This is a genomic window from Collinsella aerofaciens, assembly GCF_901212495.1.
GTDB lineage: Bacteria > Actinomycetota > Coriobacteriia > Coriobacteriales > Coriobacteriaceae > Collinsella > Collinsella aerofaciens_H.
In genome coordinates this window covers 17,433-40,074 of the sequence record NZ_CAAKNY010000031.1, presented here as the reverse complement: position 1 = coordinate 40,074, position 22,642 = coordinate 17,433, and the positions used below count along the sequence as shown (strand labels likewise).

The following is a 22,642-nucleotide window of genomic DNA, read 5'->3' as shown; positions in this document are numbered from 1 at the left end:
GCACGGCGTCTATTCCGCCAAGCCGTCGGCTTTGGCAATTTCATTTGTCGAGCCGTCCTGATAGGTAATCTTGACATGCTCCACCTCGGACACCTTGACGCCCGACGGGGGCTCCAGGCGCCATTCTGTCAGCGCGATATCCATCGTCGTGGGCACATCCCCTTGATCTTTGAGCGCGACCGACAGCGTCTTAAGCGACGCATCGAAGGTCACGCGCTCGATCTCTTCACCAGGAATGGAACCACCGCTCAGCTGCAACTGCACAAACTCATCGCACGGATACCAATAATCGCCGGGAGCTGCCACCGTGTTGCCGCCAGAGACCTTCATCGCCATAATCGGTAGGCTATCATCAGCCTCGAACTCCCAAGCAGCGCCGCCTTGACCGCCAAACGTCCAAATACAAAAGGCAATCACCAGCACGGCAAGCGCCGCAAAGCCAATCGCGACCAACCCATGGTGTGCACGGCCACCCTCGGCCGATACATCCCGTTGCGTCTCTCGATATAGATGCTTGTCTTCCATGTACGCCTCCCCACAGGCACGCTCGTTGGCCCAATCGTACCCATTCAGGCTATACTTGAGCCCATGACATAAACGGGGAGCTTGCAGGACAGGACGGCAGGCTGAGATTGGGCGCGCCCGCCCTGACCCGCAAACCTGATATGGGTAATGCCAACGAAGGGAGCCGTGCCAATGAGCACACAGACCGAGCCCACGCTCGTCACGCAAATCGACTTCGCCCGCGCCGGGCAGATCACACCGCAGATGAAGGAGGTCGCCGAGCGCGAGCATCGCGACCCCGAGTACATCCGCGAGCGCGTGGCCGACGGCCGCATCGCCATTCCCGCCAACATCGTGCATATCAAAAAGGGCATGCGCGCCTTTGGTGTCGGTGAGGGCCTGTCCACCAAGGTCAACGTCAATCTTGGTATCTCGGGCGACAAGGCCGATGCCGCCGAGGAATGGAAGAAGGTCAAGATCGCCGAGGATTACGGTGCCGACGCCATCATGGACCTCTCCAACTCGGGCAAGACGCGCCAGTTCCGCCAGCAGCTCATCGACGAGACACCGCTCATGGTGGGCACCGTCCCCATGTACGACGCCATCGGTTACATGGAAAAGCCGCTGGTCAAGCTCACCAAGGACGACCTGCTCGAGGTCGTGCGCGCGCATGCCGAGGACGGTGTGGACTTTATGACCATCCACTGCGGCATCAACAAGTCGGTCATCAAGACCTTTAAGGAGACCGGCCGCCTCATGAACATCGTCAGCCGCGGCGGCTCGCTGCTGTTTGGCTGGATGGAGGTCACCGGCAACGAAAACCCCTTCTACGAGTTCTACGACGAGGTGCTCGAGATTTGCCACGAGTACGACGTGACGATTTCGCTCGGCGACTCCTGCCGCCCGGGCTGCCTCTACGACTCCAACGACGCCACCGAGACCGCCGAGATGATCGAACTGGGCAAGCTGTGCAAGCGCGCTTGGGCCGCCGGCGTCCAGGTCATGGTCGAGGGCCCAGGTCACATGGCGCTCGACGAGATCGCCGCCAACATGAAACTGCAGAAGCGTCTGTGCCACAACGCCCCGTTCTATGTGCTCGGACCGCTGGTGACCGATATCGGCGTGGGCTACGACCACATCACCGCCGCCATCGGTGGCGCCATCTCCGCGAGCTCCGGCGCCGACTTCCTGTGCTACGTAACGCCCGCCGAGCACTTGTGCCTGCCCAACGCCCAGGATGTGCTCGACGGCCTCATGGCCACTAAGATTGCCGCGCACGCCGCCGATATCGCCAAGAAGGTGCCGCACGCCCGCGACATGGACGACAAGATGGGTCGGGCACGCCGCAAACTCGACTGGGATGCCATGTGGAAGTGCGCTCTCGACCCGGTCACCGGTAAGAAGCGCTACGAAGAGTCCCCCGCCGCCACCGAGGGCACCTGCACCATGTGCGGCAAGATGTGCGCCGTCCGTACCGTCAACAAGGTGTTCGAGGGCACGACGATCGATCTTGGCATGGAGGACTAGGCTTATCACCACGGTCGGCCGCAGGCCCTCAGCAACGTTCGTCGATTGTTGACGTGTGAACATTTGCTTTCATTTGCGTAAAGATTGCATCACCCGCCCGGGTCCGACATAGAGTTGGCCCGGGCGTCTCTATAATGCAGGCTTAAAGACCCACTTGAATCCAATCGGACAAGGGAGTGAGCATGGATCGCAGTAATGTACCTGCCGTTCTATCCATCGCAGGATCCGATTCCAGCGGCGGTGCCGGCATTCAGGCCGACATCAAGACCATCACGGCGCACCGCCTGTATGCCGAGACGGTCATCACTGCCATCACGGCACAAAACACCCTGGGTGTCACCGCCGTGCAGGATATCTCGCCAGATATCGTAGCCGCGCAAATTGACGCCGTCTTTGACGATATCCGCCCGAGCGCCGTCAAAATCGGCATGGTTTCCTCTGTCGAGATTATCGAAGTCATCGCCGACCGCTTGAGCGCTTGGAACGCAACGAACGTCGTCGTCGACCCCGTCATGGTCGCCACCTCGGGCGCGCGCTTGATTGCCGAGGATGCCTCCGAGGCACTCACCCGCCGCCTGTTCCCGTTGGCAACGGTCATCACCCCCAACATTCCCGAGGCTATGGCGCTGCTCGACTACGAGGTCGATTCCGAGCGCACACAACAAAATGCCGCTATGCTCCTCACCCGCCGTTTTGGCTGCGCCGCCTTGGTTAAGGGCGGCCATTTTGTCAACGAGGCCAACGACGTGCTGGCCGAGCCCGCGCCCCTCGATGACGAGGGCAACCACCTGGGCGATCCGCTCACTACGTGGTTTCGCCACAAGCGCATCGAGACCGGCAACACGCACGGCACCGGCTGCACGCTTTCGTCCGCCATCGCTTGCGCGCTGGCCCAGGGCATGAATCTTGCCGACGCCGTCAACGCCGGCAAGGCCTACCTAACCGGCGCTCTCGCCGCCGGCCTGAACATGGGCAAAGGCTCCGGCCCTGTCAACCATATGTGGCAGTATTAAATAACCAGCGACCTACTAAAAAGGGACAGGTTTATTTTGGCAGGTTTTATCTGGGCAAACATCAAAACCACCACAAAGGAGCTAGGCACCTTTGTGGTGGTTCCCACAAATGTCTCGATCTGTAACAGTTTGAGTCCATTTCTAGGTCTAACTGTTACAGATCGAGATTATTTATCAGCACCCTTTTATTTATCTCAATCTGTAACAGTAACTCGGCAAAATCGACCCTAGATGCTACAGATCGAGACAAACAGGTGGTGCAAAAGGGTCATATTACTTTGCACCAAAAACCGTCACAACATTCGATGAAAATCGCGCAAACGCGAAAAATTATCGAATGTTGCGACGGTTTATTTTTAGATAGCAGTCGAGCAAAGGACCGGCGCGTTTATTCGTCGGCAAGTTGAATACCCAGCAGACCCGACAACGCCAGCGCCTGCTCGGCGTTGACCGTCAGACCACGCAGCTCATGGTAGTCGCCCGAAATAATGGGCGCCGCAAACGTGCAGCGCGATACATCCACGCCGGAAAGCGGGGTCTTGAACACATCGAGCCGCGTTAGCTCGCAGCCGTCCAGGCGCAGCTGCCCCAGCTTGGCACCCTGAAGTGCCGCCTCGGTCAGACGCGTATCACGCGCCGCCAGGGGCCCAATGCGTCCTTCCGAGAGGTTCGCATAGCTCAAATCGCACGATGCAAACGACACGCTCGACAGGCGTGCCTTGAGCAAGTTGAGTCCCGGCGCCGAGCAGTCAACAAAGTCGCAGCGATTGAGCCAGCAGCCCTCCATATTGCAGCGGATAAAGCGGCAGCCGCGAAACAGCACGTCGTGGAAGGTAGAGCCGCTCCAATCCACACCGTCGAACACGCAGGATCGAAACACGACGCCATCGAACGTCGCACCATTCGCTACGTCATAAGCAAGCTCCATATCCTCAAAAGCGGTGTTTGAAACAAGTTCGTCGCCCTCGGCAAACAGGTCAATGAGCTCATCCATGCCCATATGGCAACCGATCCGCTCGTTGACGCGGGCAAAACCACCACAAAGGTGCCTGTCCCCTTTGCGGTGGTTTGGGGTCGCGCTACTCACCGAGCATCTCCTGGAGCTTGGCTGCCACGGCATGTCCCAGGCTCTCGTGGCTTTCGGGCATCATGTGCAGATAATCGATATCGCCCGGCTCGGCAAACTCGGCGGCATTCAAAAAGTCACAGCCAAACTGCTCGGCCACATGCGCATAGTACTCGCCAAAATGCTCCGAGGCCTCAACGGAATGCTTGTCAAAATCGGTCATATATACATCGGCGATCTGCGGCTTGATCTTGATAGGAGCCATCAGCAGAATGCGCGGGCGGGGCGCAGCGTCGGTCCACGGAAACGCGCGGACGGCGCGAATCAGCGCCATGGCGCCACGGGCGATATCGGAAGCTGTCACGTTAAAGACCGTCTTACAGTCGTTGGTGCCCAGCATGATCACAATGGCGTCCAGCGGCTTATGGGCCTCGAGCAGCATCGGAAGCGCGCGAATGCCGTTGAGGTTAGTGTCCAGATGGCACATATCGTCGCGTACCGTCGTGCGGCCGTTGAGCCCCTCCTCAATCACATGCCAGCCCGCGCCCAGGTCACGCTGCGCCACGCCGCACCAGCGCACATCCTGCGCATAGCGCACCGCGGTGCCATCGCGCATACCAGCCGGATCATAGCCATAGGTATTGCTGTCACCAAAGCACAGAACGTTTTTCATCGTATGCTCCCCACTCAATAAAAAGCCGACGGGAGCAGCCCCCGTCGGCTCGGCATGTCGCAACACGCGCACCGTTTACAGGTATTTGCGCCAGTCGTCGTCATCCTCATCGTCCTCGGCAGCGGCCTGAGCCTGCTCGGCGGCACGGGCGGCCGCGGCGCGGGCGGCAACCTGAGCATAGGACTCCTCATTACGCTCGGGGAAGCTTGCCAACACATGATCAAACTTGGCGAAGTCCTCATCCCAGCGCGTAGAAGGCACGGCAAAGAACACCTGTTTGACCTTGAAGTCACCCGACGCGAGCTCCTGGCGGAAGAGCTCGGCTACGGCCTCGGCATCAAACCCGTTATTCTCGCAGCCCCAAGCACCCAGCACGAGCTTCTCGCGACCAAGCTCGTCGCAGATGGCAAGGACAAAGCGGATACGGTCGCGCAGGGCATCCAACAGGGCGTCGTCACTCACGCGGTACTCCTGGCGGGCACGCTTGGCGTTGGGCGCGGCGGCAACGATCACATCGGCGTATGCATGTACGTGGTTGCGGTCGAAGCGCACCGCGGGCACCACCAACGCACGGTTGCGGTACAGCTCGCAGTTGATGTTGCGGCGACGGTTCTCGCCGTACCACTTTCGCTGCTTGTCGAGCACATTGTACAGGTACGAATCGGCGCAGAGCGTCGGCTCCTGGCCCAGGTAGCCCTGGATATAGCCGCCGCCCGGATTGGTAAACGAGGCAAAGGCAAGCACGGCCATATCGCAGAACTGCGCATAGCCGCGGCCGTTATCGAGGATTGCCTGCGTGGCGGAGGCATCAAGCACAGTGACCTCGGGCAGGACCGGAGCAGCCTCCTCCGCGGGCGCGGACTCAGCCTCGTCGGCCGACTCGGTGGACTCGAGTGCCACCTCGGGCTCGACCGCAGTCTCCACCTCGGCAGCCTCAACCTCGGCAGCGTCGGCCTCCACAACCTCGGCAACCGACTTCTCGGCAGCCGCAGCCGCTTGGGCCTTGGCCTTCATCGCCGCGACAAAACCGGCAGGCATACCATCGAACTCGCGCACGCCGGCAAGTGAACGCTCGATGTCCTTGGCGCAGGCCTCGGACACAGCCGCCACATGGCGCTCGGCGGCCTTGGCGCGCGCCTCGCGCTTGGGATTGGGCTGTCCCGCGCGGTTGGACCTGCGGTTACGGTTCCTGTTGTCGACATCTGCCATACGTGGCCACCTTTCCTGTCGCTGCCGCTATCGGCTTTTTCCCATCCATGATACCCCGCCGTGCACAAAAAAGGCGGCCCCGCAGGACCGCCTTTCGCATCGTTTTACCGTATCCGACAAGAAACGTCGCAATGCCCCACGCTAATCGCGACGACCGAGGATGTTCAGAATGCGCAGGAACACGTTGATAATGTCCACGAACAGGTTGGACGCCATGAGCACGGCGTTGGGCAGCGTGGGCGACACCGTCGTGGCAACATAGGTGTCGTAGCCAATAAACCCGGCGAACACCACGATCACGATCAGGTCGGTGATAGTCTGCGAGACGCCCATGAACATCAGCACAATCTCGACCAGAATCGTGGCAAGCAGAATACCAAAGCCGATGCCATACACACGCTGGAAAAACTTGGGGAACGTCACGCCCAAGGCGCCAAAGACAAAGGTAATGGCAGCGGTGGCGATAAAAGCGGTATTGATGGTGGGCAGATCATAGTTGGCAAGGCCAAACGACGCGGTCAGGCCAAAGGTGCTCGCAAAGATCACGTAACCCACGAGCGACAAGCCCACGGACTGTTTGCTGGCGGCAGCCGACATCATGACGATGCCGACGATGGTCAAAATAAACGAGCCAAAGACCAGTGGCAGGGCGGCCCCGCTCATCATCATGCGAGCAAACGCCATGGTGCTCGTAAAGTAAGCACCGGCGCCCATGGCGCAAAAGCCCAAGAAGATGAGGACAGACATGGCGAGATTGTACGCGCGCGGCGACATCTCCTTGGCGCGACCTGCGCCAGTCTCGATGGGGCCGTTCTGATAGCCCTGGATATCGTTCATACTTCGTCCTTTCAAAAAGCGCACGACAGCGCCGTAGGTGACAAGATTCCTGTCATTGTACCCGAATGCCGTACGTCCTTACCTACGGCGCTCGCCCTCAAGCGTACGATCAAAGGCCCAGACCCACCAACGCATCACGTGCGCCTGCGAGCCGTCCGCCCGCTCGCGCGTCTGGTCCTCCAGATACAACTCGGTCGCGTGCCCGCCAAAACGCACCTTATATGTTGCCGTACGGACACCGTGGACCATCAGGTCAAACCCGGTGGTCGAGATAATTTCGTCGATCGTAAAGCAGCGACCGTCGACCCAGCAGACGGTGACCGGCACGACTTGTCCGCCCGCAAGGATGCGGGCCACGACGTCCACATACTGCTTGTGCACGCGCCGAGTTTTGCCGTCTGTCTGTCGATATTCCATGCCCCCTATTATCGAACGCGTGTTTGCATGTTGTAAAGCGAACAGACTGTGGTTTTGGGGTGTTGGGGCGCACGCGCGTGTCCGCGCAACGTATGAGCAAAAGGAACGACCGCGGTCAACAGAGCTAATATTCAATTGTAGTGCCGAAAAATTCACTTCTCCCATCAGAACTAGGTAAAGAAACTCGCAGGAGGTGATACGATTTATCATGTTTTTGTAACGTGTCTGCAAACTTCGAGAAAGCCCATATATGGACGTAACGTTCTCAACCTTCCTCGGCCAACTTGTGTCGAACCCAGTCCTTGCCGTCACCGTGATCCTCGCGCTCGGTGCCATCTTCGTCAACGGATGGACCGACGCGCCCAACGCCATCGCGACCTGCGTCACCACGCGTTGCATGCCCGCCCGCGCCGCCATTCTCATGAGCGCCGCATTCAACTTCTTGGGCGTGCTCATCATGACGCACTTTAACGCGAGCGTCGCCAACACCATCTCACATATCGTCGACTTTGGCGGAAACAGCACCATGGCGCTCGCTTGCCTGTGCGCGGCGCTCTTCTCTATCGTCGTCTACGGCGCCACGGCATCGCGCTTTGGCATTCCCACCTCTCAGAGCCACAGCCTCATCGCCGGCCTCACCGGCGCCGCCATCGCCCTCGGCGGTGCCGGCAGCGTCAACATCCACGAGTGGATGAAGGTCATCTACGGCCTGGCGCTCTCCATCGGTCTGGGCTTTGTCATGGGCTGGGTCCTGTGCAAACTCGTCTCGATTCTGTTTGCCGCTGCCAATAGGCGACGTGCCAACGTCTTCTTTAAATATGCTCAGATCGCGAGCGCTGCGGCCATGAGCTTTATGCACGGCGCGCAGGATGGACAGAAGTTCATCGGCGTGCTCATTTTAGGTGTCGCCTTCGCCAACGGCCAGACCGGCGTCGGCGACGCCGGCATCCCCATCTGGATCATGCTGCTGTGCTCGGCCACCATGGGCATCGGCACCAGCGTGGGCGGCGAGCGCATCATCAAGTCCGTCGGCCAGAGCATGGTCAAGCTCGAGAAGTATCAGGGCTTCTCCGCCGACCTCGCAGGCGCCGCGAATCTGCTGCTTGCCACCCTTACCGGCATCCCCGTGTCCTCCACCCACATCAAGACCTGCGCCATCATGGGCGTCGGCGCCGTCAAGCGCCTTTCGGCCATCAACTTTGGCGTGGTCAAGGACATGATGTTCACCTGGTTCTTCACCTTCCCCGCCTGTGGACTCATCAGCTTTGTCATGGCCAAGCTGTTCATGATGTTCATCTAGTCACACCGAGCGCCCATCCGGACCGTAATACTTCGCCCACCCATCTTCGCCTCGAAAGGACCCACTCATGGCAAAGAAACCCGATTCGTTCTACTTTGACAACTACGTCGCCTGCGCCGATCTTGCCGTCCAGGCTGCCGAGCTGCTCACCCAGATTTTCGAGAACTTCGATCCCGCGAAGATTCACGATATGCTCGACAAGATGCACGCGATCGAGCATGCGGCCGACAAGAAACACCATGAGCTTGAGGACGCCCTGCTCACGGCCTTTATCACCCCGCTTGAGCGCGAGGACCTGAACCTGATGAGCTGCTCGCTCGACACCGTGCTCGACCGTATCGAGGGCGTCGTGCAGCGCGTCTACTTCACCAACATCCAGAGCATCCATCCCGATGCCATCGTAATCGCCCACAAGGTGACCGACGCCTGCCGCGCCATGAAGGACCTGATGGTCGAGCTGCCCAACTACCGCAAGTCCAAGACCCTGCGCGAACTCGTCATCCAGATCAACACCATCGAGTCCGAGGCCGACGAGCTCTACATCAACGCTATGCGCAACCTGCATGTCAACGGCAAGGATCCGCTCGAGGTCATCGCCTGGCGTGACGTCTATGCCTTCCTGGAGTACTGCGCTGACTGCTGTGAGAATGTGGCTGATGTTGTGGATTCGATTGTCATGAAGAACAGTTAATTGGGGGTACGTGTCCCGGCGGCGAAGGGCCGGCCACGGTTTGCTTTCTCACTCCGGCTGCTTTGCAGAGTCGTTCGAAAGTAAACCGTGGCCGGCCCTTCGCCTTACGCACCACCATTGGGAACTTTGGCTGATAGTTTTAGCGCAATGGGGGCTTGGCTGAAGGGACCTTCGGTGCCCGTTCGAACACTTTGGCCCTTGATGAGCGTTTGACTGATTGCTGCCTTGGGTACTCTTTAGGTTACTTTGGGTTTGTTTGATTTTTAATTTTAGGAGGGCTTGTATGTCTTATTTGGATCTGGCTCGGGGTCGTTATTCTTGTCGTTCGTTTGAGGACCGTCCTGTTGAGCAGTCGGTGGTGGATGCCATTGTTGAGGCGGGGCGTATTGCTCCTTCTGCCTGCAATAATCATCCAAGCCGCGTGATGGTGCTTGATACTCCGGAGTTGTTGGAAAAGGCTGCTGCTTGTCAGCCGCGCTTTGCTCGTGATGGGTCTATCTTTGGGGCGCCGCTTATCTTCCTTATCTGCAGCGTTACCGATGACGCCTGGGTGCGCCCGTATGACCAGATGAACTCCAGCGAGATCGACACCTCGATCGTGTGCGATCAGATGATGATGGAGGCGAAGGAGCAGGGCCTGGGTACGTGTTGGGTGTGCCATTTTAAGCCCGAGGTGGCCTGTGAGCGGTTCAGCCTACCCGAGGGCGTCTATCCGTATCATATGCTCGTCTGTGGCTATCCTGCCGATCATATCGCCGACCCCGAGCATCGCGAGGCCCGCACCATTCCCCTCCCCGACTTCCTCCTCAAGTAGATTTTTGGGACATGCCTTAAAATCTACCTTTGACCGCTCACCCGTTCGCCGAGTTCTGCAATCACATCAGCAGAGCTCGGCCTTTCCATGCTTATCCTTAAAGTCCAGTCGACAGACCGATGCTTTGGAGGATCTATGTCACGAGGCCCACGAACCCTAACGGAAAAAGGATGCTATCACGTGGTTCAAAAGGGCGCCGGCGGACAGCAGATCTTCGAGGACGCCGAAGATAGGCTTTACTATCTCAATCTACTCAACAGGTCGTTTCAACGCCACCACTTGCGCCTCTTGGCATGGTGTCTAATGGACAACCATACGCACCTGTTACTCGATGACCCAGATGCCAACGTGAGCGAGGCATTCCAGAGACTCGGCACCGGATATGCAATGTTTTTCAAAGGAAAAACCGGGCTGGAGGGTCCCGTGTTCAAGGGTCGCTTCTACAGCAAGCCTATCGAAGACGACAATCAGCTCTTGCAAGCCATGAGGTATATCCACGATAACCCAGTCAAAGGGGGACGTGCCTCCCTATTGGAATACCGATGGAGCAGTTTTCACGAATACATGACTGAGCCGCAGATTACCGACACATCAACGATTAACGCCCTGCTCGGCAGCACCGAGAGCTTCTATCGATTTAGTACGTCCGGACTTCCCAATGCGTATTACATCAAAACCGGAAGGTCAATTTCTGAGCAGGATTATCGTGAAGTTGCCGAAGCCGCCTTATATCCTTTGCGATGCGTGCAAGTCAAAAGCTTGGAAAAACCACCGCGAAATGAAGCGCTGATCAAACTTGCAGACATCGGACTTTCGCTCAAACAAATCGAACTCGTAACAGGCATCCCCCGTAGCACGGTATTTAAAATCATCAAAAAAGGTAGAAATTAAGGCATGTCCCAAAAAACTACTAAAAAGGAGCCCGCAGGCGCGAGCTCCTCACAAGGATGCTGGATTGTAGTCCGATCGTTAGTCCAGGTCGTCGGCGGCGAAGTTGTCGATCGGCGCGAAGGGATCGGCAACGGGGATAACCGGCTCGGCGACGGGCAGCGGCTCGGCAGCAGGAACGGTCACAGCCGGAGAAGCGGCGGAACCGACCGGTGTGGAAGCCATGAGATCGGCCGGGAAGGAGTTCTGAGCATCGTCCATGAAGTGCTGGATGAGCTTGAGGTACTCGGCCTTAAACTCCTCACGGGAAGCCTTCAGACGGTCGATCTCCTCGAGCTCGGCCTGCTTCTCGGTCAGGGCCTGGCGGATGACCTCGCGGGCCTTGGCGTCGGCCTCGTTGCGGATGCGCTCGGCGTTCTCGTTGGCGTCGTTAACGATACCCTCGGCGGTCTGCTGGGCAGCGATCAGCGCCGCGGAAATCTGGCGCTCCTGAGCGGAGAAGTCGGGCGCAGGAGCGGCCACAGGAGCGGCGGGAACGGCCTGCGCGGCGGCGTCCTGAGCCTGGGCAAGCTGGGCCTGCGTATCGGCAAGCTGCTGCTCGGTAGCAGTCAGACGACCCTTAAGATCGACAATCTTGGCGAGCATGGCGTCGACCTCAGAGGACAGCGTCTCCAGGAAGACGTCGACCTCGGCGGGATCGTAGCCGCGCTTGGCCTCAGAGAAGGTCTGAGCCTGAATGTCAGCAGGGGTAATAGCCATAACAAGTTCTCCTTTATCTTCGCCTTGGCGCCGTGCGCCCGACGTGAGTTACTAAGCCAGTTTTATATGAGTATACCTATAAGAAGTTGCAGAACCAGCTTCTGCACCAACTGCAACGCAATAATCGCAACGACCGGTGAAAAATCGACGCCGCCCATGGGCGGGATAAACCGGCGGAACAAATTGAGCCACGGGCCGCACACACTATCGAGAACAGCGGCGATATCCTGTAGCAATCCGCCCTGTTTCATAGGGATCCACGTCATAAGGCAGTAGACCACGATGAGCGTGGAGTAAAAGTTGAACAGCGTATTGATCAGCTGGACAATGGTGTAGATGTTGATGAGAATCTCCTCGTCTTGCTTTTACTTAAGGTAGCCGTCGGCACGGAGCTTTTTAAGGTCCGAATCCTTGACCTCGCAACCGGCGGGCAGCACCATAAACACGCGATCGCCCACCTCCTTGACTGTGGCACCCAGGCCACAGGCAAAGCCGTAAGAGAAGTCCAGGACGCGCTTGGCGACCTCGGTACGAACGCCGACAAAAATCAGCGCGACAGGCTGCTTGGTACGCACGCGGCGCACGACGGTCTCCACGTCGTCATAGCTCTCGGGACGCAGGACATAGGCCGGCAGCTGCGGCGTAGCGTTGATGATGTTGTTCGCATACGCCGAGGCATCGCTCGGTGAGGGAGCGGGTGCGGGGGCAGCAGCGCGGGCACGTGTACTCTCGGCGTAGCTCGACGGCGTGTCGTAGGCACCGGGGCGATAACCGCCCGCAACCGTCTCCTGCGAGCGCGATGGCGGGTTGTAGGTCGTAGCGTGGCGAGAATCGTCGCCGACCAGCTGACCGGAGCGTGTGTACACGGCCACCGACTCGGCCTCGCCGCGGCGCGTCTGACCCAACAGGCCGTTGCTCGGCTCATCCTGGGTGTAGAAGCCCTCGCCCGAGGCACCGCTGTAACCGTTGTTCTGGTAGCCGTCGTCATAGCCATCATCGTAGCCGTAGTCGTCGTCCTGACCATAACCCTGGTCGTAACCCTGCTGGCCACCCAGGTGCATCTTATTTTTAATCTCGTCAAGGAAGCCCATGCTTGTGTCCTCTCGCGGTTTAGTGCAGGCACTCCGATAATCAGCGCGCACTTCAGAGCCTTATTTTACTGCAAACTCCGGGCTAAATACTACCCTGCCCAGGCGAACGAGCGTAGAGCCCTCCTCAAGGGCAGACTCAAAGTCCTCGCTCATGCCGCAGGAAAGCTCGGTCAGGCTCAGATCGGAGTGCGTGGCCTCAAGCTCATCCCTTAGCTCGCGAAGTCCGGCAAAGATGCGGCGCGCCACATCTTTGTTCCCCCGTGGCGCCATAGTCATAAGCCCCTGCACACAAATTCCCTCAAGCTCCGCAAGCTCACCTGCGGCGTCACGAACCTCATCGGGCGAAAAGCCGCCCTTGGACTCCTCGCCGCTCACATTGACCTCGATCAGCACACGCTGGGGGCCGGAGAGCTCGCCCGCCTCCATCTTGCGAACCGCACGGCTCGAGATAGCCTGAGCCAAATGCAGCGAGCCGACCGAATGAATCAGCTCGGCCGAGCCCAGAACCGCATTAATCTTGTTGGTCTGCAGGTTGCCGATCATATCGAAGTGCACCTTGGGTAGCTCCGGATGCTCCGCAAGGCCCACAAGCTTGCGAACGAGCTCCTGCGGGCGGTTCTCGGCAAAATGGCGATACCCCGCCCGAATAGCGGCAACGGTCTCATCGACGCCAACAGTCTTGGAGACGGCAATCAAGCGCGCGGCATCGTGGGGACGGCCCGCGCGATCGAGTGCTGCATAAAAACGCTCCAGAATCTGCCCGCGGCGAGCGCGTATCAAGTCCAAATAGTCATCCATTGCCAATCGCCTCCGCTAACAGCACAACAAGTAGTCCCATGCTAACGCAAGAGCGCGGCCCCGCATCCGCAAGGCCGCGCTCACTTAGGTATTTACAATCTTTCGACGAACGGGGCTACCCTACTCCTCGTCGTCCTCGGCATCATCCTCATCCTCAAGATGATCAAACAGGTAGCGAAGACCTTCGCTCACCTCGTCAGCGGGCACCTTGGCAACAAAACGCGCGTCGACGGCGGGCCTTATGATGACACCCTCACCCGAAGGCACGCGCATGCTCTCGAGCTCATCCTCATCCGTACGGGCGATATCGCCGGCGTTCATGCGCTGGCCGGTCAGCAGGAAGGTCAGACGGCAGGCGGCATCGATGGAAATCGATGCGATACGATCGAGATAGCGCGAGACCATGATGGCACGGCGCAGGTCGTCGTAATTGCTGTTGTCATCCATAAACTCGCCGGCATCCATGCGGTTAAAGGTACGGAAGAACTTCTCGTAGGCGGCGTGCACCGGCTCGTCCTCGACGGCCCGGTTGCAGATGATGGACATGTCGTTGGCAACCAGGGCAGAAAGCGAAGAGCCCAGCACCTGATAGACGGCCTCGGCCTCGGCTTCAACCAAGGTCACAAGCTCCTGAGGCAGCGAGATGTCGGCCTTGACCATATGACTGGCGGCACGGCAGATCTGGCGAACCTTATCGGTCATACGCTGCAGGTTAAAGTCGACATAGATGATTGTCTGCAGCAAGCGGAAGTCGGAGGCGACCGGCGACTGCGTAGCGATCAGGTTGTAGCACACGGCCTCCAAGTTGGCGCAGCGCGCGTCAATCGAAAGCGTGCGCTTCTTGGTCTTGGTGGCGAGCTTGCGATCGTCGGTCACATAGGCCTTCACGGCGTCGTGAAGCGCTAGGTCTACCGCCTCGTAGATGCTCAGCATCTCGTGACGGGCCTCGATGAGCTGACGGGAAAACAGTTTGCGCATGGTTCACTCCAATCAGTTGGGTGCGGTCATGCCGCCCGCACAGTGAATACGCACCGGACCAAGTCCGATCGGCTTGGGACTAGTCGCACCGATCAGCCAAAGCGGCCGGTGATATAGTCTTCCGTCCGCGAATCCACCGGGCTGGTGAAGATCGCGTCGGTTTGACCATATTCGATGAGCGTGGCAGGCTCGCCGGCAACTTCCTGCAAAAAGAATGCGGTATAGTCGCTAATACGAGCAGCCTGCTGCATTGAATGCGTAACGATGATGATCGTCATCTCGGGCGCCAGCTCGGCCATCAGATCCTCGACCTTAGAGACGGAGGTAGGGTCGATGGCGGAGCAGGGCTCGTCCATCAGCAGGACATCGGGCTGCACCGCAAGCACGCGCGCGATGCACAGACGCTGCTGCTGACCGCCCGAGAGCGCCAAACCATCCTTGTTGAGCTGATTGGATACCTCTTTCCAGAGGTTGGCGCGCTTGAGCGATTCTTCCACGATGTCATCGAGGTCGCTTTTGCTAGTCACGCCCTGCAGACGAGGGCCAAAGGCGACATTCTCGTAGATGGATTTAGGGAATGGGTTGGGCTGCTGAAAGATCATGCCCACGCGACGACGGAGGTCGACCGGATCGACGCCCTCGGCATAGATATCGTTGCCGTCGAGCGCAATGGTGCCCTCGACGCGCGTACCCTCGATCAGGTCATTCATGCGGTTGATGCAGCGCAGAAACGTCGACTTGCCGCAACCCGAAGGGCCAATAAAAGCAGTAATGGCATTTTTAGCGATATTGAGGTCGAGCCCCGTCAGCGCATGAAAGTCACCGTACCAGAAGTTGAAATCCTTGGCCGTGATGGCCGCTTGCTCCAGCGTGGGAGCGGACTGATAGACGGACATGGGACTCCTTAACTAGCGGCGTTTGCGCGACAGATAACGCGCAAACAGGTTGAAGGCCAGAATAATCGCCATCAGCAAAAGCGCGGTGCCGTAGGCTGCGTTCATGTTGATGCCGTCATTGGCAAGCAGATAAAGGTGAACGGTCATGGGGCGACCGGAATCGAGCGGCGTGATAGGCAGATTGATGGCCTGACCCATGGTGTAGAGCACCACGGCGGTCTCGCCGATGGCGCGGCCGATGGCGAGCACGATGCCGGTGGCGATGCGGCCAAAAGCCGAAGGAAGCACGATCTTGGAGACGACCTGCCACTTGGTGGCGCCCAGGCCATATGCGCCCCAACGGATATAGCGTGGAACGGCGCGGATTGCCTCCTCGGTGGTGCGCATGACAATGGGCAGCATCAGAAGCGCGAGTGCCAGGGCGGCCGAAACCATCGAAAGACCCAGGCCCATGGCCTCGACAAACAAGGCATAGCCAAAGAGGCCCATAACAATGGAGGGCACCGAGGCCAAAGCATCGGCGGCGTAGCGAATGATGTCGACAACCTTGCCCTGCTTTGCGTACTCGGCCAGATAGACCGCAGCCAAGACGGCAACCGGCGTGCAGATGAGCATGGCGAGCGCCGTCACGTAGATGGTCGAGACGATTGTGGGCCAAATGCCGCCCTCGGCGTTTACGCCCTGCGGCCAGCCGAAGATAAAGTCGAGCGAGATGTGCGGCAGACCGTTGATGACCACGTAGGCGATAATGGCGACCAGTACCAGCGTGGTGATATAGGCCGCGGCGCGAAACACGCCGAGCATAATCTTGTTGGACAGATCCTTGTTGATACGGCCCTTCTTACCATGGGAAAGGGCACGCTTGATGCGCTCGCGCGATGAGGTCGCATCGACCATCGTGTCAACGGAATCGGACATAGCCTACCCCCTCTTCTTCTTGGAAATCAGACGGACGATACCCACCAATGCCGCGGAAATGATAAACAGGACCACGCCCATGCCAAACAGAGCCGAGCGGTGAAGGCCCGAGGAATAGCTCATGTCGAGCGCGATCTGACTCGTGAGCGTCGAGATGGGACTCGAGATGCTGTCCGGGATGACCGGAGCGTTGCCAACGACCATGAGCACGGCCATGGTCTCGCCGATGGCACGCCCCATGCCCAAGACAATCGCATCGACGATGCCCAACTTGGCTGCAGGCAGCACGACCTTGTAGATGGTCTGCCACTTGGTGGCACCCATGGCATAGGATGCCTCGCGAATACCCATGGGAATGGAATTGAGGGCATCGATGGTGAGCGTGGTGATGGTGGGAACGATCATGATGGCAAGCACGAACCACGCCGTCAGTGCGCCAAAGCCAAGACCGCCGGTCAGCTGCGCGATAAACGGACGAATGATGACCATGCCAAAGAAACCGTAGATGATGGAGGGGATGCCCGCCAGTAGGTCAACGGCGGGGCTGATGAACCTGCGCACGCGCTTACTGGCGATCTCGACCAGATACACGGCCGTGCCCACACCCAAGGGCACGCCCATGGCGAGCGCACCGACCGTCACCAGACCGGAGCCCGCCAACAGCGACATGATACCGTAGTGACCCTCAGAGGGCGCCCACGTAAAGCTAAAGAAGTCCGCCAGACCGATATCGGTAAAGACGGGCAGCGCCGAGTACGTGGTAAAGACAAAAATCAGGATGACGGTGACGACCGCCAAGAACGCGCAGGCAAAAAAGATCCACTGTAGCGCCTTCTCCTTGAGATAGGTGCTATGCGATACCAACGCCAACTCACGCTTTTTGGGCGCCTGAGCCTCGTGCTCAATCTGGGGGATTTCCTGTGCTTCCACGCTACTCACTCCCCTTTCCGTCGTTGGTGACGGGAATAAAGCCCGCCTCGCGAATCTGCTTGTCCATCTTTTGGGACGTCACATAGTCAATGTAGTCCTGCGCCCGCTGCGAAGGGGTACCTTTCACAAAAAAGTAAAGGTCGCGCGAGATGGGATAGCCGCCACTTGCGACCGTCTTCTCGGATGCCTCGACATGGTTGACCGAAACGGCCTTGACCGAGGTCTGGGCGTTGAGGCTCTCAACAAAACCGAGCGAAATGTAGCCAATAGCGCCACGCGAGCGGGACACGACATCGCGTACCTGGCCCGTACCCGAAAGAACAGCCGAGCGACGATCGAACGGCATGCCGTCCATCACGATGGTACGGAAGGCCTCGCGCGTACCGGACGCCTCGTCGCGATTGATAACCTGAATCTTCAGATCCTCTCCACCGACTTCTTTCCAGTTGGTGATCTTGCCGGCGTATATGTCACGGAGCTGCTCGGCCGAGAGGTTGTCGACCGGGTTGTCGTCGTTTACGATGACCGCAATCCCGTCGTGCGCGATTACGATCGGGGTCAAGCCCAGGTCTTGCTCATCGGCATTGAGCCCACGAGACGAGCTGGCAATGTCGGCCGTGCCGTTGCTGACGGCCTCGATACCCGCAGAGGAGCCAAGGCCGGAGACGAGCACGTCGATGCCGGTCTCTTCCTTAAAGCCCTCGGCCGCGATCTCGGCAATGGGAAGGCAGGTAGTCGAGCCGGCCACGGTAATAGAAGACGTAGAAGATCCCGAGGAGCAGGCGCACAGCGTGAGCGTGAGCACCGCTGCACTCAGGACCGATCCGATCTTTCTCATAGCATCACGCCGATCGCTGCATGGCGCCCGCAGGTGCCACCCTCGTTGCGGTAGGAATAAAAGCGGTCGTTCTGACGAACGGTGGAAAGTTTGGTGTCCACAATGCCGTTCACATCGACACCGGCATCCACCAGCGTCTCGCGAATGGCGGCGGAAAGATCGAGCATACGGGAATCGGTAGCATCGATGCACGCGAATTCGACGGCAAAGCGATCCATAAGCTCTTGGGGCACCTCGTACTCGTCGCCTAGGATATGGGGCCCAATATAGGCAGAAATGTCCTTTGGTGTGCAGCCAGCTACCTCGCAGAGTGCTTGGCAGGCCTTGGCGGAAATGCGCGCAATCGTGCCCTTCCAGCCAGAATGCACCACGGCAAAACCGTTAGGAGCAACCAGCACCACGGGAACGCAATCGGCAAAGCAAAGCATCACGGGCACCTTACGGGCCGTGCAGACGATGGCATCGCAGCCCTCGGCAATCTGCTCGCGAACAGCCTCAAGATCGTCGGCGCCGTTCGAGGTCACCGTAACGATATGGTCACCATGTACTTGATTGGGCACGAGCAGATCGTGCTCGCACTCGGTGGCGCCCATGGCTTCGAGCGCTCGACGACGATTTTCTTGAACAGCAAAGGGGTCATCGCCTACATGCGATCCCAGGTTGAGTGAGGAGTACGCATCTTCGGAAACGCCACCGGTGCGCTCGGTAAAGGCAAAGCGTGCATCTGCTATCGCGCCCTCCACCAACGTAACTCCATCATGGTCGACACGCGAAACTCTGTCCGCACGTGCTGCCATACTAAAGCCTCCTAATACAACAAGTACCGCGGCGTCGCCGCACAGTCGTGTTTACACGGCTGTCATACTTCTTAAAAAGGATACCCGCTGCTTTGGAGGCAAACGTAAAGGGAACGTAAAGAGATTGGATACTCGGGTTTACAGAGTCAAAACAAAAGGGGCGCACCCATACGGATGCGCCCCGGTGCAAAAGAATGAGATGAACGACTTAGAAGCTGCCGCGCTTGAGGAAGTCGGGAAGCTCAAACTGGTCGTTGCCAAAGTTGGGCAGCTCGGTACCGCCGACGTTGCGAGTCGGCGCGGCCTGAGCCGGACTGGCAGCCGGAGCAGTGCGCTGCGGCTCAGCGGAAGCGGCTGCCTTGCCCTGAGACTGCTGAGCAGCAAAGAGCTCGTCCTGACGGTTGACGTTAGAGTCGGAGAAGCCCGTGGCGATAACGGTGATGCGTACCTGGTCGCCCAGGGACTCGTCAACAACGGTACCAAAGATGATGTTGGCCTCGGGGTCGACGGCATTGGCGACAACGTCGGCGGCATCGCTGATCTCCTGGATGCCCAGGTCCTTGGAGCCAGCGATGGAAAGCAGGACGCGCGTGGCGCCATCGATGGAGCTCTCGAGCAGCGGACTGGAGATAGCCTGCTGGGCAGCGTCGACGGCACGGGTGTCCCCAGAAGCGGTACCGATACCCATCATGGCGGTACCGGCCTGCTTCATGATGGTCTTAACATCGGCGAAGTCCAGGTTGATAATACCCGGGACGGTGATGAGGTCGGTGATGCCCTGGGTGCCCTGGGAAAGGACGCCATCGGCAATCGCGAACGCCTCGAGCATCGTGGTCTTCTTCTCGGCGATGTCAAGCAGCTTGTCGTTAGGGATAACGATCATGGTGTCGACGCAATCGGAGAGGGTCTTGATGCCCTCCTCGGCACTCTTCTTGCGCTTGCGACCCTCGAAGGTGAAGGGCTTGGTCACGACGGCGACGGTCAGCGCGCCAACCTCGTTCATCGCGATATCGGCAACGATGGGAGCGGCGCCGGTACCGGTACCACCGCCCTCGCCGCAGGTGATGAACACCATGTCGGCACCAGCGAGCGCCTCGGCGATATCGTCGCGGGATTCATCGGCAGCCTTGCGACCAACCTCGGGGTTGGCGCCGGCGCCCAGGCCGCGGGTAAGGTCGGTGCCGATGTGCACCTTGATATCGGCATCAGAGATCGCGAGTGCCTGAGCATCGGTGTTGATGGCAACAAACTCGACGCCGCGGATGCCCTCTTCGATCATTCGATTGACCGCGTTGGTACCGCCGCCGCCGACGCCGACCACCTTAATGACGGCAAGGTAGTTGTTGATCTCTGTCTCGTGCATGTCGGTCCTCCGAACAAAGGTTATAGCCATAGCATGGGTCGACCCCTGCGCACATTAACCTTTAGGTTGAAAGTAAATGCAAAGGTAAACCGTATTATGTTTGCACATTATGAACGTATCAGTCAAATAATTGACCGTGAAAACCAAACAAACCAGATAAACGGCGTGGTATGGCCCCTCAACAAAGCCATTTAGGATGCTAGGCGGTCGGTGCGTTCCTAAACGTGTAGTTGCCCGGAGAGCGCACATTGATATAGGTTACGCCCTCTACCTGCGAAAGTAGCTTGGTCACGATGCGTTCTTTCTTGGCGACATCATCCGAATCGCCCAGCGACACCTCGACGCCATTGTCGAGATTTGCCGAGATAGCCTCAACGGAAGGCGTGGAAATATCCTTCACCTGGCCCAAGAACTCGCTCGAAAAACCGCGTGCGTAATCCAGGCCGGCCTTGACGGCCTTGGAGCTCACCGCCCGACCCGAAACCGGTGCGACATCGGCCGAGACGTCAGTCAACAGCACGGCACCGTAGTGCTTGGCAAGCGCCAGGGCCGCATCGATGCCGGTCAGGGTGCGGGCACCCTCCCCCGATGTAATGACGTTCCCCCGGTCGTCCACCTCGACAGACGTCGACAGCGGAGCGATCCAGGTGTCATCGTCTCCGATCGCCCAGGCAAGGTCGTCGGAGCTGATATACGCAATGGCGATAACTTTACGCTCCGTCGGCGTGATGATAAGCGTATGGGGAAACTGGCGCTGGATATCCACGCCCGAGACCCACGGGTTTTGCTTGAGGCCCTCGGTGATCTGATCGGGATCCACGTTAAAGAGCGACGTGTTCTCGGGAAGATTGATGAGTTGCATGGCGTCGTGCTTGGTCACATGCTCGCTACCATAAATCTGGATATCGGTTGCGGCAAACAGGCCAGAGTTGATGACGACGATGGCAATAATGGCAAGTACGGCCACGGCTGCCAGGATGCCGCCCGCGATCTTGCCCTTACCCTTAATGGCAGAAGCGGCGTCGGCCGTCTTGCTTGCCATGGCTCCCAGCGATGGCAGAGGATTGATGCCCTTTGTTGCCGAAGACGCCTTGGCGGCGGGTACCGATGTCAGTGAACGCGGCTTAGCGCCAGCAAACGTACGACTGGCATGCGGCGCACGAGCTCTCAGCGAAGGCCTGGTCGTCGCCATGGGTCGGGAGGTCTTGGTGCCCATCGCCGGCTTGGGCGTCACCGAAGGACACGGAGCCGGACGACTCGTCTTTTTAGAAGCGGGGCGTCCTCCCAGCTGTGAGCCGACGACCGGGCGCTTGGCAGGACGAACGGGCCCAACAGACTTGGAGGGCATGGCGGGCTTATGTTGAGGCTGGGCAGGTGCGCCGGAACGCCCTCCGGCGCGGCGGAAGGTTGGCTTCGATGCTCTAGAAGCCGAGGAATTTAACTTCCGGTCTGAGCTCGATGCCATACGCCTCCCTCACCTTTCCGTGAACATGCCTGATAACCGCGGCCACGTCATCGGCCGAGGCGGTTCCGTTATTAACGATAAAATTAGCGTGTACGGGCGAGACTTCCGCACCGCCAACCGAAAAACCCTTTAATCCACAATCCTCAATCAACTTGCCCACGCTTGCATCGGGCGGGTTGCGAAAGACCGATCCGCAGGATGCACGGCCCATGGGCTGCGTGCGCTTGCGGCGCGTCAGGTACCGCTCCATGCGCTCGCGAATGTCGGCCTTGGGCGCGGCCTTGAGCTTAAGCACGCACTCGAGAATGATCTCGTTACGCGGCAGGCTGCACTCGCGATACCCCCAAGCGATCTCGGACCCTGCATAGTGCTTAATACCGGACGCCGGATCAAACGTGACCACGTCCTCGACAAGGGAGCCGATCCACTCGTTCCGCGTGCCTGCGTTCATGGACACGGCGCCGCCGACCGAACCGGGAATGCCGACCGCGAACTCAAGGCCCGAAAGCCCACGCGACAAGGCGTCGTTGACCAAACGCGCGAACATCACGCCCGCACCAACGGTCAGCGTGCAACCGTCCTCGGCAACAACCGTGCGCTGGAACTCACGTCCCAGCGAAATAACGGCGCCGCGATAACCGGCATCGGCAACTAGCAGGTTGGACCCCTTGCCGATAATCACCCACGGCACCCGCTCGCGGTCAAGCACCGCCACGGCGCGACGCAGGGCATGATAGCTATGGCACGTCACAAAGAGGTCGGCCTTGCCGCCGATACGATAGCTTGTATGGCGTGCAAGACGTTCGTCCTCGACCACGTCCGTGTCGATCATGCCCGAAAGCGCCATGACGGCGTTAAAAAGACCCATAG

Annotated in this window: 25 protein-coding genes and 1 riboswitch; of the genes, 6 read left to right on the top strand and 19 right to left on the bottom strand. The window is 59.0% G+C overall.

Annotation, left to right across the window (positions count from 1 at the left end):
- Window positions 1-9 precede the first annotated feature (9 nt).
- Window positions 10-525 carry a hypothetical protein gene (locus SFLMC1_RS03245; protein WP_152073990.1) on the bottom strand — a complete coding sequence of 172 codons (516 nt, stop codon included), beginning with the start codon at window positions 523-525 and terminating at the stop codon, window positions 10-12.
- A gap of 63 nt (window positions 526-588) precedes the next feature.
- Window positions 589-704, top strand: a riboswitch (TPP riboswitch).
- Between SFLMC1_RS03245 and thiC the strand changes: the two genes are divergently transcribed.
- Together thiC and thiD are read left to right on the top strand one after the other, a co-directional pair.
- Entirely contained in the window at window positions 697-2,031 is a 1,335-nt protein-coding gene (thiC, locus tag SFLMC1_RS03240; protein WP_152073991.1) for a phosphomethylpyrimidine synthase ThiC, read from the top strand. It overlaps the preceding riboswitch by 8 nt.
- A gap of 182 nt (window positions 2,032-2,213) precedes the next feature.
- On the top strand, window positions 2,214-3,044 hold the full coding sequence (gene thiD / locus SFLMC1_RS03235; protein WP_152073992.1) for a bifunctional hydroxymethylpyrimidine kinase/phosphomethylpyrimidine kinase: 831 nt from the start codon (window positions 2,214-2,216) through the stop codon (window positions 3,042-3,044).
- A 388-nt stretch (window positions 3,045-3,432) separates the two neighbouring features.
- On the opposite strand, the gene SFLMC1_RS03230 is transcribed toward thiD, so the two are convergent.
- The 5 genes from SFLMC1_RS03230 to SFLMC1_RS03210 all read right to left on the bottom strand — a co-directional run bounded on the left by SFLMC1_RS03230 (window position 3,433) and on the right by SFLMC1_RS03210 (window position 7,246).
- Window positions 3,433-4,038, bottom strand: a complete 606-nt coding sequence (locus SFLMC1_RS03230) for a pentapeptide repeat-containing protein (RefSeq protein ID WP_226814242.1) — start codon at window positions 4,036-4,038, stop codon at window positions 3,433-3,435.
- A gap of 85 nt (window positions 4,039-4,123) precedes the next feature.
- Window positions 4,124-4,783: an SGNH/GDSL hydrolase family protein gene (locus tag SFLMC1_RS03225; RefSeq protein WP_152073993.1), complete on the bottom strand. Its 660-nt coding sequence runs from the start codon at window positions 4,781-4,783 to the stop codon at window positions 4,124-4,126.
- A gap of 75 nt (window positions 4,784-4,858) precedes the next feature.
- A complete protein-coding gene (locus SFLMC1_RS03220; RefSeq protein ID WP_152073994.1) occupies window positions 4,859-5,992 on the bottom strand; it encodes a TIGR02452 family protein in 1,134 nt (377 codons plus the stop codon).
- Between the two features lie 141 nt (window positions 5,993-6,133).
- The gene (locus SFLMC1_RS03215; protein ID WP_152073995.1) at window positions 6,134-6,829 is read right to left on the bottom strand and encodes a Bax inhibitor-1 family protein; all 696 of its coding nucleotides are present in this window, start codon (window positions 6,827-6,829) and stop codon (window positions 6,134-6,136) included.
- Between the two features lie 78 nt (window positions 6,830-6,907).
- Window positions 6,908-7,246, bottom strand: a complete 339-nt coding sequence (locus SFLMC1_RS03210) for a hypothetical protein (RefSeq protein WP_152073996.1) — start codon at window positions 7,244-7,246, stop codon at window positions 6,908-6,910.
- Window positions 7,247-7,496: 250 nt separating this feature from the next.
- Between SFLMC1_RS03210 and SFLMC1_RS03205 the strand changes: the two genes are divergently transcribed.
- The 4 genes from SFLMC1_RS03205 (at window position 7,497) to SFLMC1_RS03190 (ending at window position 10,942) form a co-directional block, all read left to right on the top strand.
- Window positions 7,497-8,546: an inorganic phosphate transporter gene (locus SFLMC1_RS03205; RefSeq protein WP_152073997.1), complete on the top strand. Its 1,050-nt coding sequence runs from the start codon at window positions 7,497-7,499 to the stop codon at window positions 8,544-8,546.
- 67 nt (window positions 8,547-8,613) lie between these two features.
- Window positions 8,614-9,237 carry a DUF47 domain-containing protein gene (locus SFLMC1_RS03200; protein ID WP_118237944.1) on the top strand — a complete coding sequence of 208 codons (624 nt, stop codon included), beginning with the start codon at window positions 8,614-8,616 and terminating at the stop codon, window positions 9,235-9,237.
- Between the two features lie 283 nt (window positions 9,238-9,520).
- On the top strand, window positions 9,521-10,051 hold the full coding sequence (locus tag SFLMC1_RS03195; RefSeq protein ID WP_152073998.1) for a nitroreductase family protein: 531 nt from the start codon (window positions 9,521-9,523) through the stop codon (window positions 10,049-10,051).
- Between the two features lie 180 nt (window positions 10,052-10,231).
- Window positions 10,232-10,942, top strand: a complete 711-nt coding sequence (locus SFLMC1_RS03190; RefSeq protein WP_187323841.1) for a transposase — start codon at window positions 10,232-10,234, stop codon at window positions 10,940-10,942.
- A 78-nt stretch (window positions 10,943-11,020) separates the two neighbouring features.
- Here the strand turns inward: SFLMC1_RS03190 and SFLMC1_RS03185 are convergent, their stop codons facing one another.
- From SFLMC1_RS03185 to murB, 13 genes are all read right to left on the bottom strand, one after another.
- Window positions 11,021-11,698, bottom strand: coding sequence for a DivIVA domain-containing protein (locus SFLMC1_RS03185; protein WP_152074000.1), 678 nt, complete (start codon window positions 11,696-11,698; stop codon window positions 11,021-11,023).
- 62 nt (window positions 11,699-11,760) lie between these two features.
- Complete coding sequence (locus tag SFLMC1_RS03180) at window positions 11,761-12,006, bottom strand: YggT family protein (RefSeq protein ID WP_222838021.1); 246 nt, start codon at window positions 12,004-12,006, stop codon at window positions 11,761-11,763.
- Window positions 12,007-12,063: 57 nt separating this feature from the next.
- Window positions 12,064-12,789, bottom strand: a complete 726-nt coding sequence (locus tag SFLMC1_RS03175) for a cell division protein SepF (protein ID WP_152074002.1) — start codon at window positions 12,787-12,789, stop codon at window positions 12,064-12,066.
- Between the two features lie 60 nt (window positions 12,790-12,849).
- Window positions 12,850-13,587 (bottom strand): YggS family pyridoxal phosphate-dependent enzyme, encoded by a 738-nt coding sequence (locus SFLMC1_RS03170; RefSeq protein ID WP_152074003.1) that lies wholly within the window; start codon window positions 13,585-13,587, stop codon window positions 12,850-12,852.
- 120 nt (window positions 13,588-13,707) lie between these two features.
- A complete protein-coding gene (locus SFLMC1_RS03165) occupies window positions 13,708-14,565 on the bottom strand; it encodes a phosphate signaling complex PhoU family protein (protein ID WP_154063900.1) in 858 nt (285 codons plus the stop codon).
- Between the two features lie 92 nt (window positions 14,566-14,657).
- Complete coding sequence (gene pstB / locus SFLMC1_RS03160; RefSeq protein ID WP_154063899.1) at window positions 14,658-15,461, bottom strand: phosphate ABC transporter ATP-binding protein PstB; 804 nt, start codon at window positions 15,459-15,461, stop codon at window positions 14,658-14,660.
- 12 nt (window positions 15,462-15,473) lie between these two features.
- Window positions 15,474-16,379 (bottom strand): phosphate ABC transporter permease PstA, encoded by a 906-nt coding sequence (gene pstA, locus SFLMC1_RS03155; protein WP_154063898.1) that lies wholly within the window; start codon window positions 16,377-16,379, stop codon window positions 15,474-15,476.
- A 3-nt stretch (window positions 16,380-16,382) separates the two neighbouring features.
- The gene (pstC, locus tag SFLMC1_RS03150) at window positions 16,383-17,309 is read right to left on the bottom strand and encodes a phosphate ABC transporter permease subunit PstC (protein ID WP_152074004.1); all 927 of its coding nucleotides are present in this window, start codon (window positions 17,307-17,309) and stop codon (window positions 16,383-16,385) included.
- 1 nt (window position 17,310) lies between these two features.
- Window positions 17,311-18,147: a phosphate ABC transporter substrate-binding protein gene (locus SFLMC1_RS03145; RefSeq protein ID WP_152074005.1), complete on the bottom strand. Its 837-nt coding sequence runs from the start codon at window positions 18,145-18,147 to the stop codon at window positions 17,311-17,313.
- Complete coding sequence (locus tag SFLMC1_RS03140; protein ID WP_152074006.1) at window positions 18,144-18,944, bottom strand: polyphenol oxidase family protein; 801 nt, start codon at window positions 18,942-18,944, stop codon at window positions 18,144-18,146. Before SFLMC1_RS03140 ends, SFLMC1_RS03145 begins: the two co-directional genes overlap by 4 nt.
- Window positions 18,945-19,152: 208 nt before the next feature.
- Window positions 19,153-20,307, bottom strand: a complete 1,155-nt coding sequence (gene ftsZ, locus SFLMC1_RS03135) for a cell division protein FtsZ (protein ID WP_152074007.1) — start codon at window positions 20,305-20,307, stop codon at window positions 19,153-19,155.
- Between the two features lie 199 nt (window positions 20,308-20,506).
- On the bottom strand, window positions 20,507-21,655 hold the full coding sequence (locus SFLMC1_RS03130; protein WP_226814244.1) for a cell division protein FtsQ/DivIB: 1,149 nt from the start codon (window positions 21,653-21,655) through the stop codon (window positions 20,507-20,509).
- A gap of 73 nt (window positions 21,656-21,728) precedes the next feature.
- The gene (murB, locus tag SFLMC1_RS03125; RefSeq protein ID WP_152074009.1) at window positions 21,729-22,640 is read right to left on the bottom strand and encodes a UDP-N-acetylmuramate dehydrogenase; all 912 of its coding nucleotides are present in this window, start codon (window positions 22,638-22,640) and stop codon (window positions 21,729-21,731) included.
- Window positions 22,641-22,642: the final 2 nt, after the last annotated feature.

What these genes read in the sequence shown, in the direction of transcription:
- SFLMC1_RS03245 (WP_152073990.1), bottom strand. Translation starts at nt 525, where the DNA reads ATGGAAGACAAGCATCTATATCGAGAGACGCAACGGGATGTATCGGCC.
- thiC (WP_152073991.1), top strand. Translation starts at nt 697, where the DNA reads ATGAGCACACAGACCGAGCCCACGCTCGTCACGCAAATCGACTTCGCC.
- thiD (WP_152073992.1), top strand. Translation starts at nt 2,214, where the DNA reads ATGGATCGCAGTAATGTACCTGCCGTTCTATCCATCGCAGGATCCGAT.
- SFLMC1_RS03230 (WP_226814242.1), bottom strand. Translation starts at nt 4,038, where the DNA reads ATGGATGAGCTCATTGACCTGTTTGCCGAGGGCGACGAACTTGTTTCA.
- SFLMC1_RS03225 (WP_152073993.1), bottom strand. Translation starts at nt 4,783, where the DNA reads ATGAAAAACGTTCTGTGCTTTGGTGACAGCAATACCTATGGCTATGAT.
- SFLMC1_RS03220 (WP_152073994.1), bottom strand. Translation starts at nt 5,992, where the DNA reads ATGGCAGATGTCGACAACAGGAACCGTAACCGCAGGTCCAACCGCGCG.
- SFLMC1_RS03215 (WP_152073995.1), bottom strand. Translation starts at nt 6,829, where the DNA reads ATGAACGATATCCAGGGCTATCAGAACGGCCCCATCGAGACTGGCGCA.
- SFLMC1_RS03210 (WP_152073996.1), bottom strand. Translation starts at nt 7,246, where the DNA reads ATGGAATATCGACAGACAGACGGCAAAACTCGGCGCGTGCACAAGCAG.
- SFLMC1_RS03205 (WP_152073997.1), top strand. Translation starts at nt 7,497, where the DNA reads ATGGACGTAACGTTCTCAACCTTCCTCGGCCAACTTGTGTCGAACCCA.
- SFLMC1_RS03200 (WP_118237944.1), top strand. Translation starts at nt 8,614, where the DNA reads ATGGCAAAGAAACCCGATTCGTTCTACTTTGACAACTACGTCGCCTGC.
- SFLMC1_RS03195 (WP_152073998.1), top strand. Translation starts at nt 9,521, where the DNA reads ATGTCTTATTTGGATCTGGCTCGGGGTCGTTATTCTTGTCGTTCGTTT.
- SFLMC1_RS03185 (WP_152074000.1), bottom strand. Translation starts at nt 11,698, where the DNA reads ATGGCTATTACCCCTGCTGACATTCAGGCTCAGACCTTCTCTGAGGCC.
- SFLMC1_RS03175 (WP_152074002.1), bottom strand. Translation starts at nt 12,789, where the DNA reads ATGGGCTTCCTTGACGAGATTAAAAATAAGATGCACCTGGGTGGCCAG.
- SFLMC1_RS03170 (WP_152074003.1), bottom strand. Translation starts at nt 13,587, where the DNA reads ATGGATGACTATTTGGACTTGATACGCGCTCGCCGCGGGCAGATTCTG.
- SFLMC1_RS03165 (WP_154063900.1), bottom strand. Translation starts at nt 14,565, where the DNA reads ATGCGCAAACTGTTTTCCCGTCAGCTCATCGAGGCCCGTCACGAGATG.
- pstB (WP_154063899.1), bottom strand. Translation starts at nt 15,461, where the DNA reads ATGTCCGTCTATCAGTCCGCTCCCACGCTGGAGCAAGCGGCCATCACG.
- pstA (WP_154063898.1), bottom strand. Translation starts at nt 16,379, where the DNA reads ATGTCCGATTCCGTTGACACGATGGTCGATGCGACCTCATCGCGCGAG.
- SFLMC1_RS03145 (WP_152074005.1), bottom strand. Translation starts at nt 18,147, where the DNA reads ATGAGAAAGATCGGATCGGTCCTGAGTGCAGCGGTGCTCACGCTCACG.
- SFLMC1_RS03140 (WP_152074006.1), bottom strand. Translation starts at nt 18,944, where the DNA reads ATGGCAGCACGTGCGGACAGAGTTTCGCGTGTCGACCATGATGGAGTT.
- ftsZ (WP_152074007.1), bottom strand. Translation starts at nt 20,307, where the DNA reads ATGCACGAGACAGAGATCAACAACTACCTTGCCGTCATTAAGGTGGTC.
- SFLMC1_RS03130 (WP_226814244.1), bottom strand. Translation starts at nt 21,655, where the DNA reads ATGCCCTCCAAGTCTGTTGGGCCCGTTCGTCCTGCCAAGCGCCCGGTC.
- murB (WP_152074009.1), bottom strand. Translation starts at nt 22,640, where the DNA reads ATGGGTCTTTTTAACGCCGTCATGGCGCTTTCGGGCATGATCGACACG.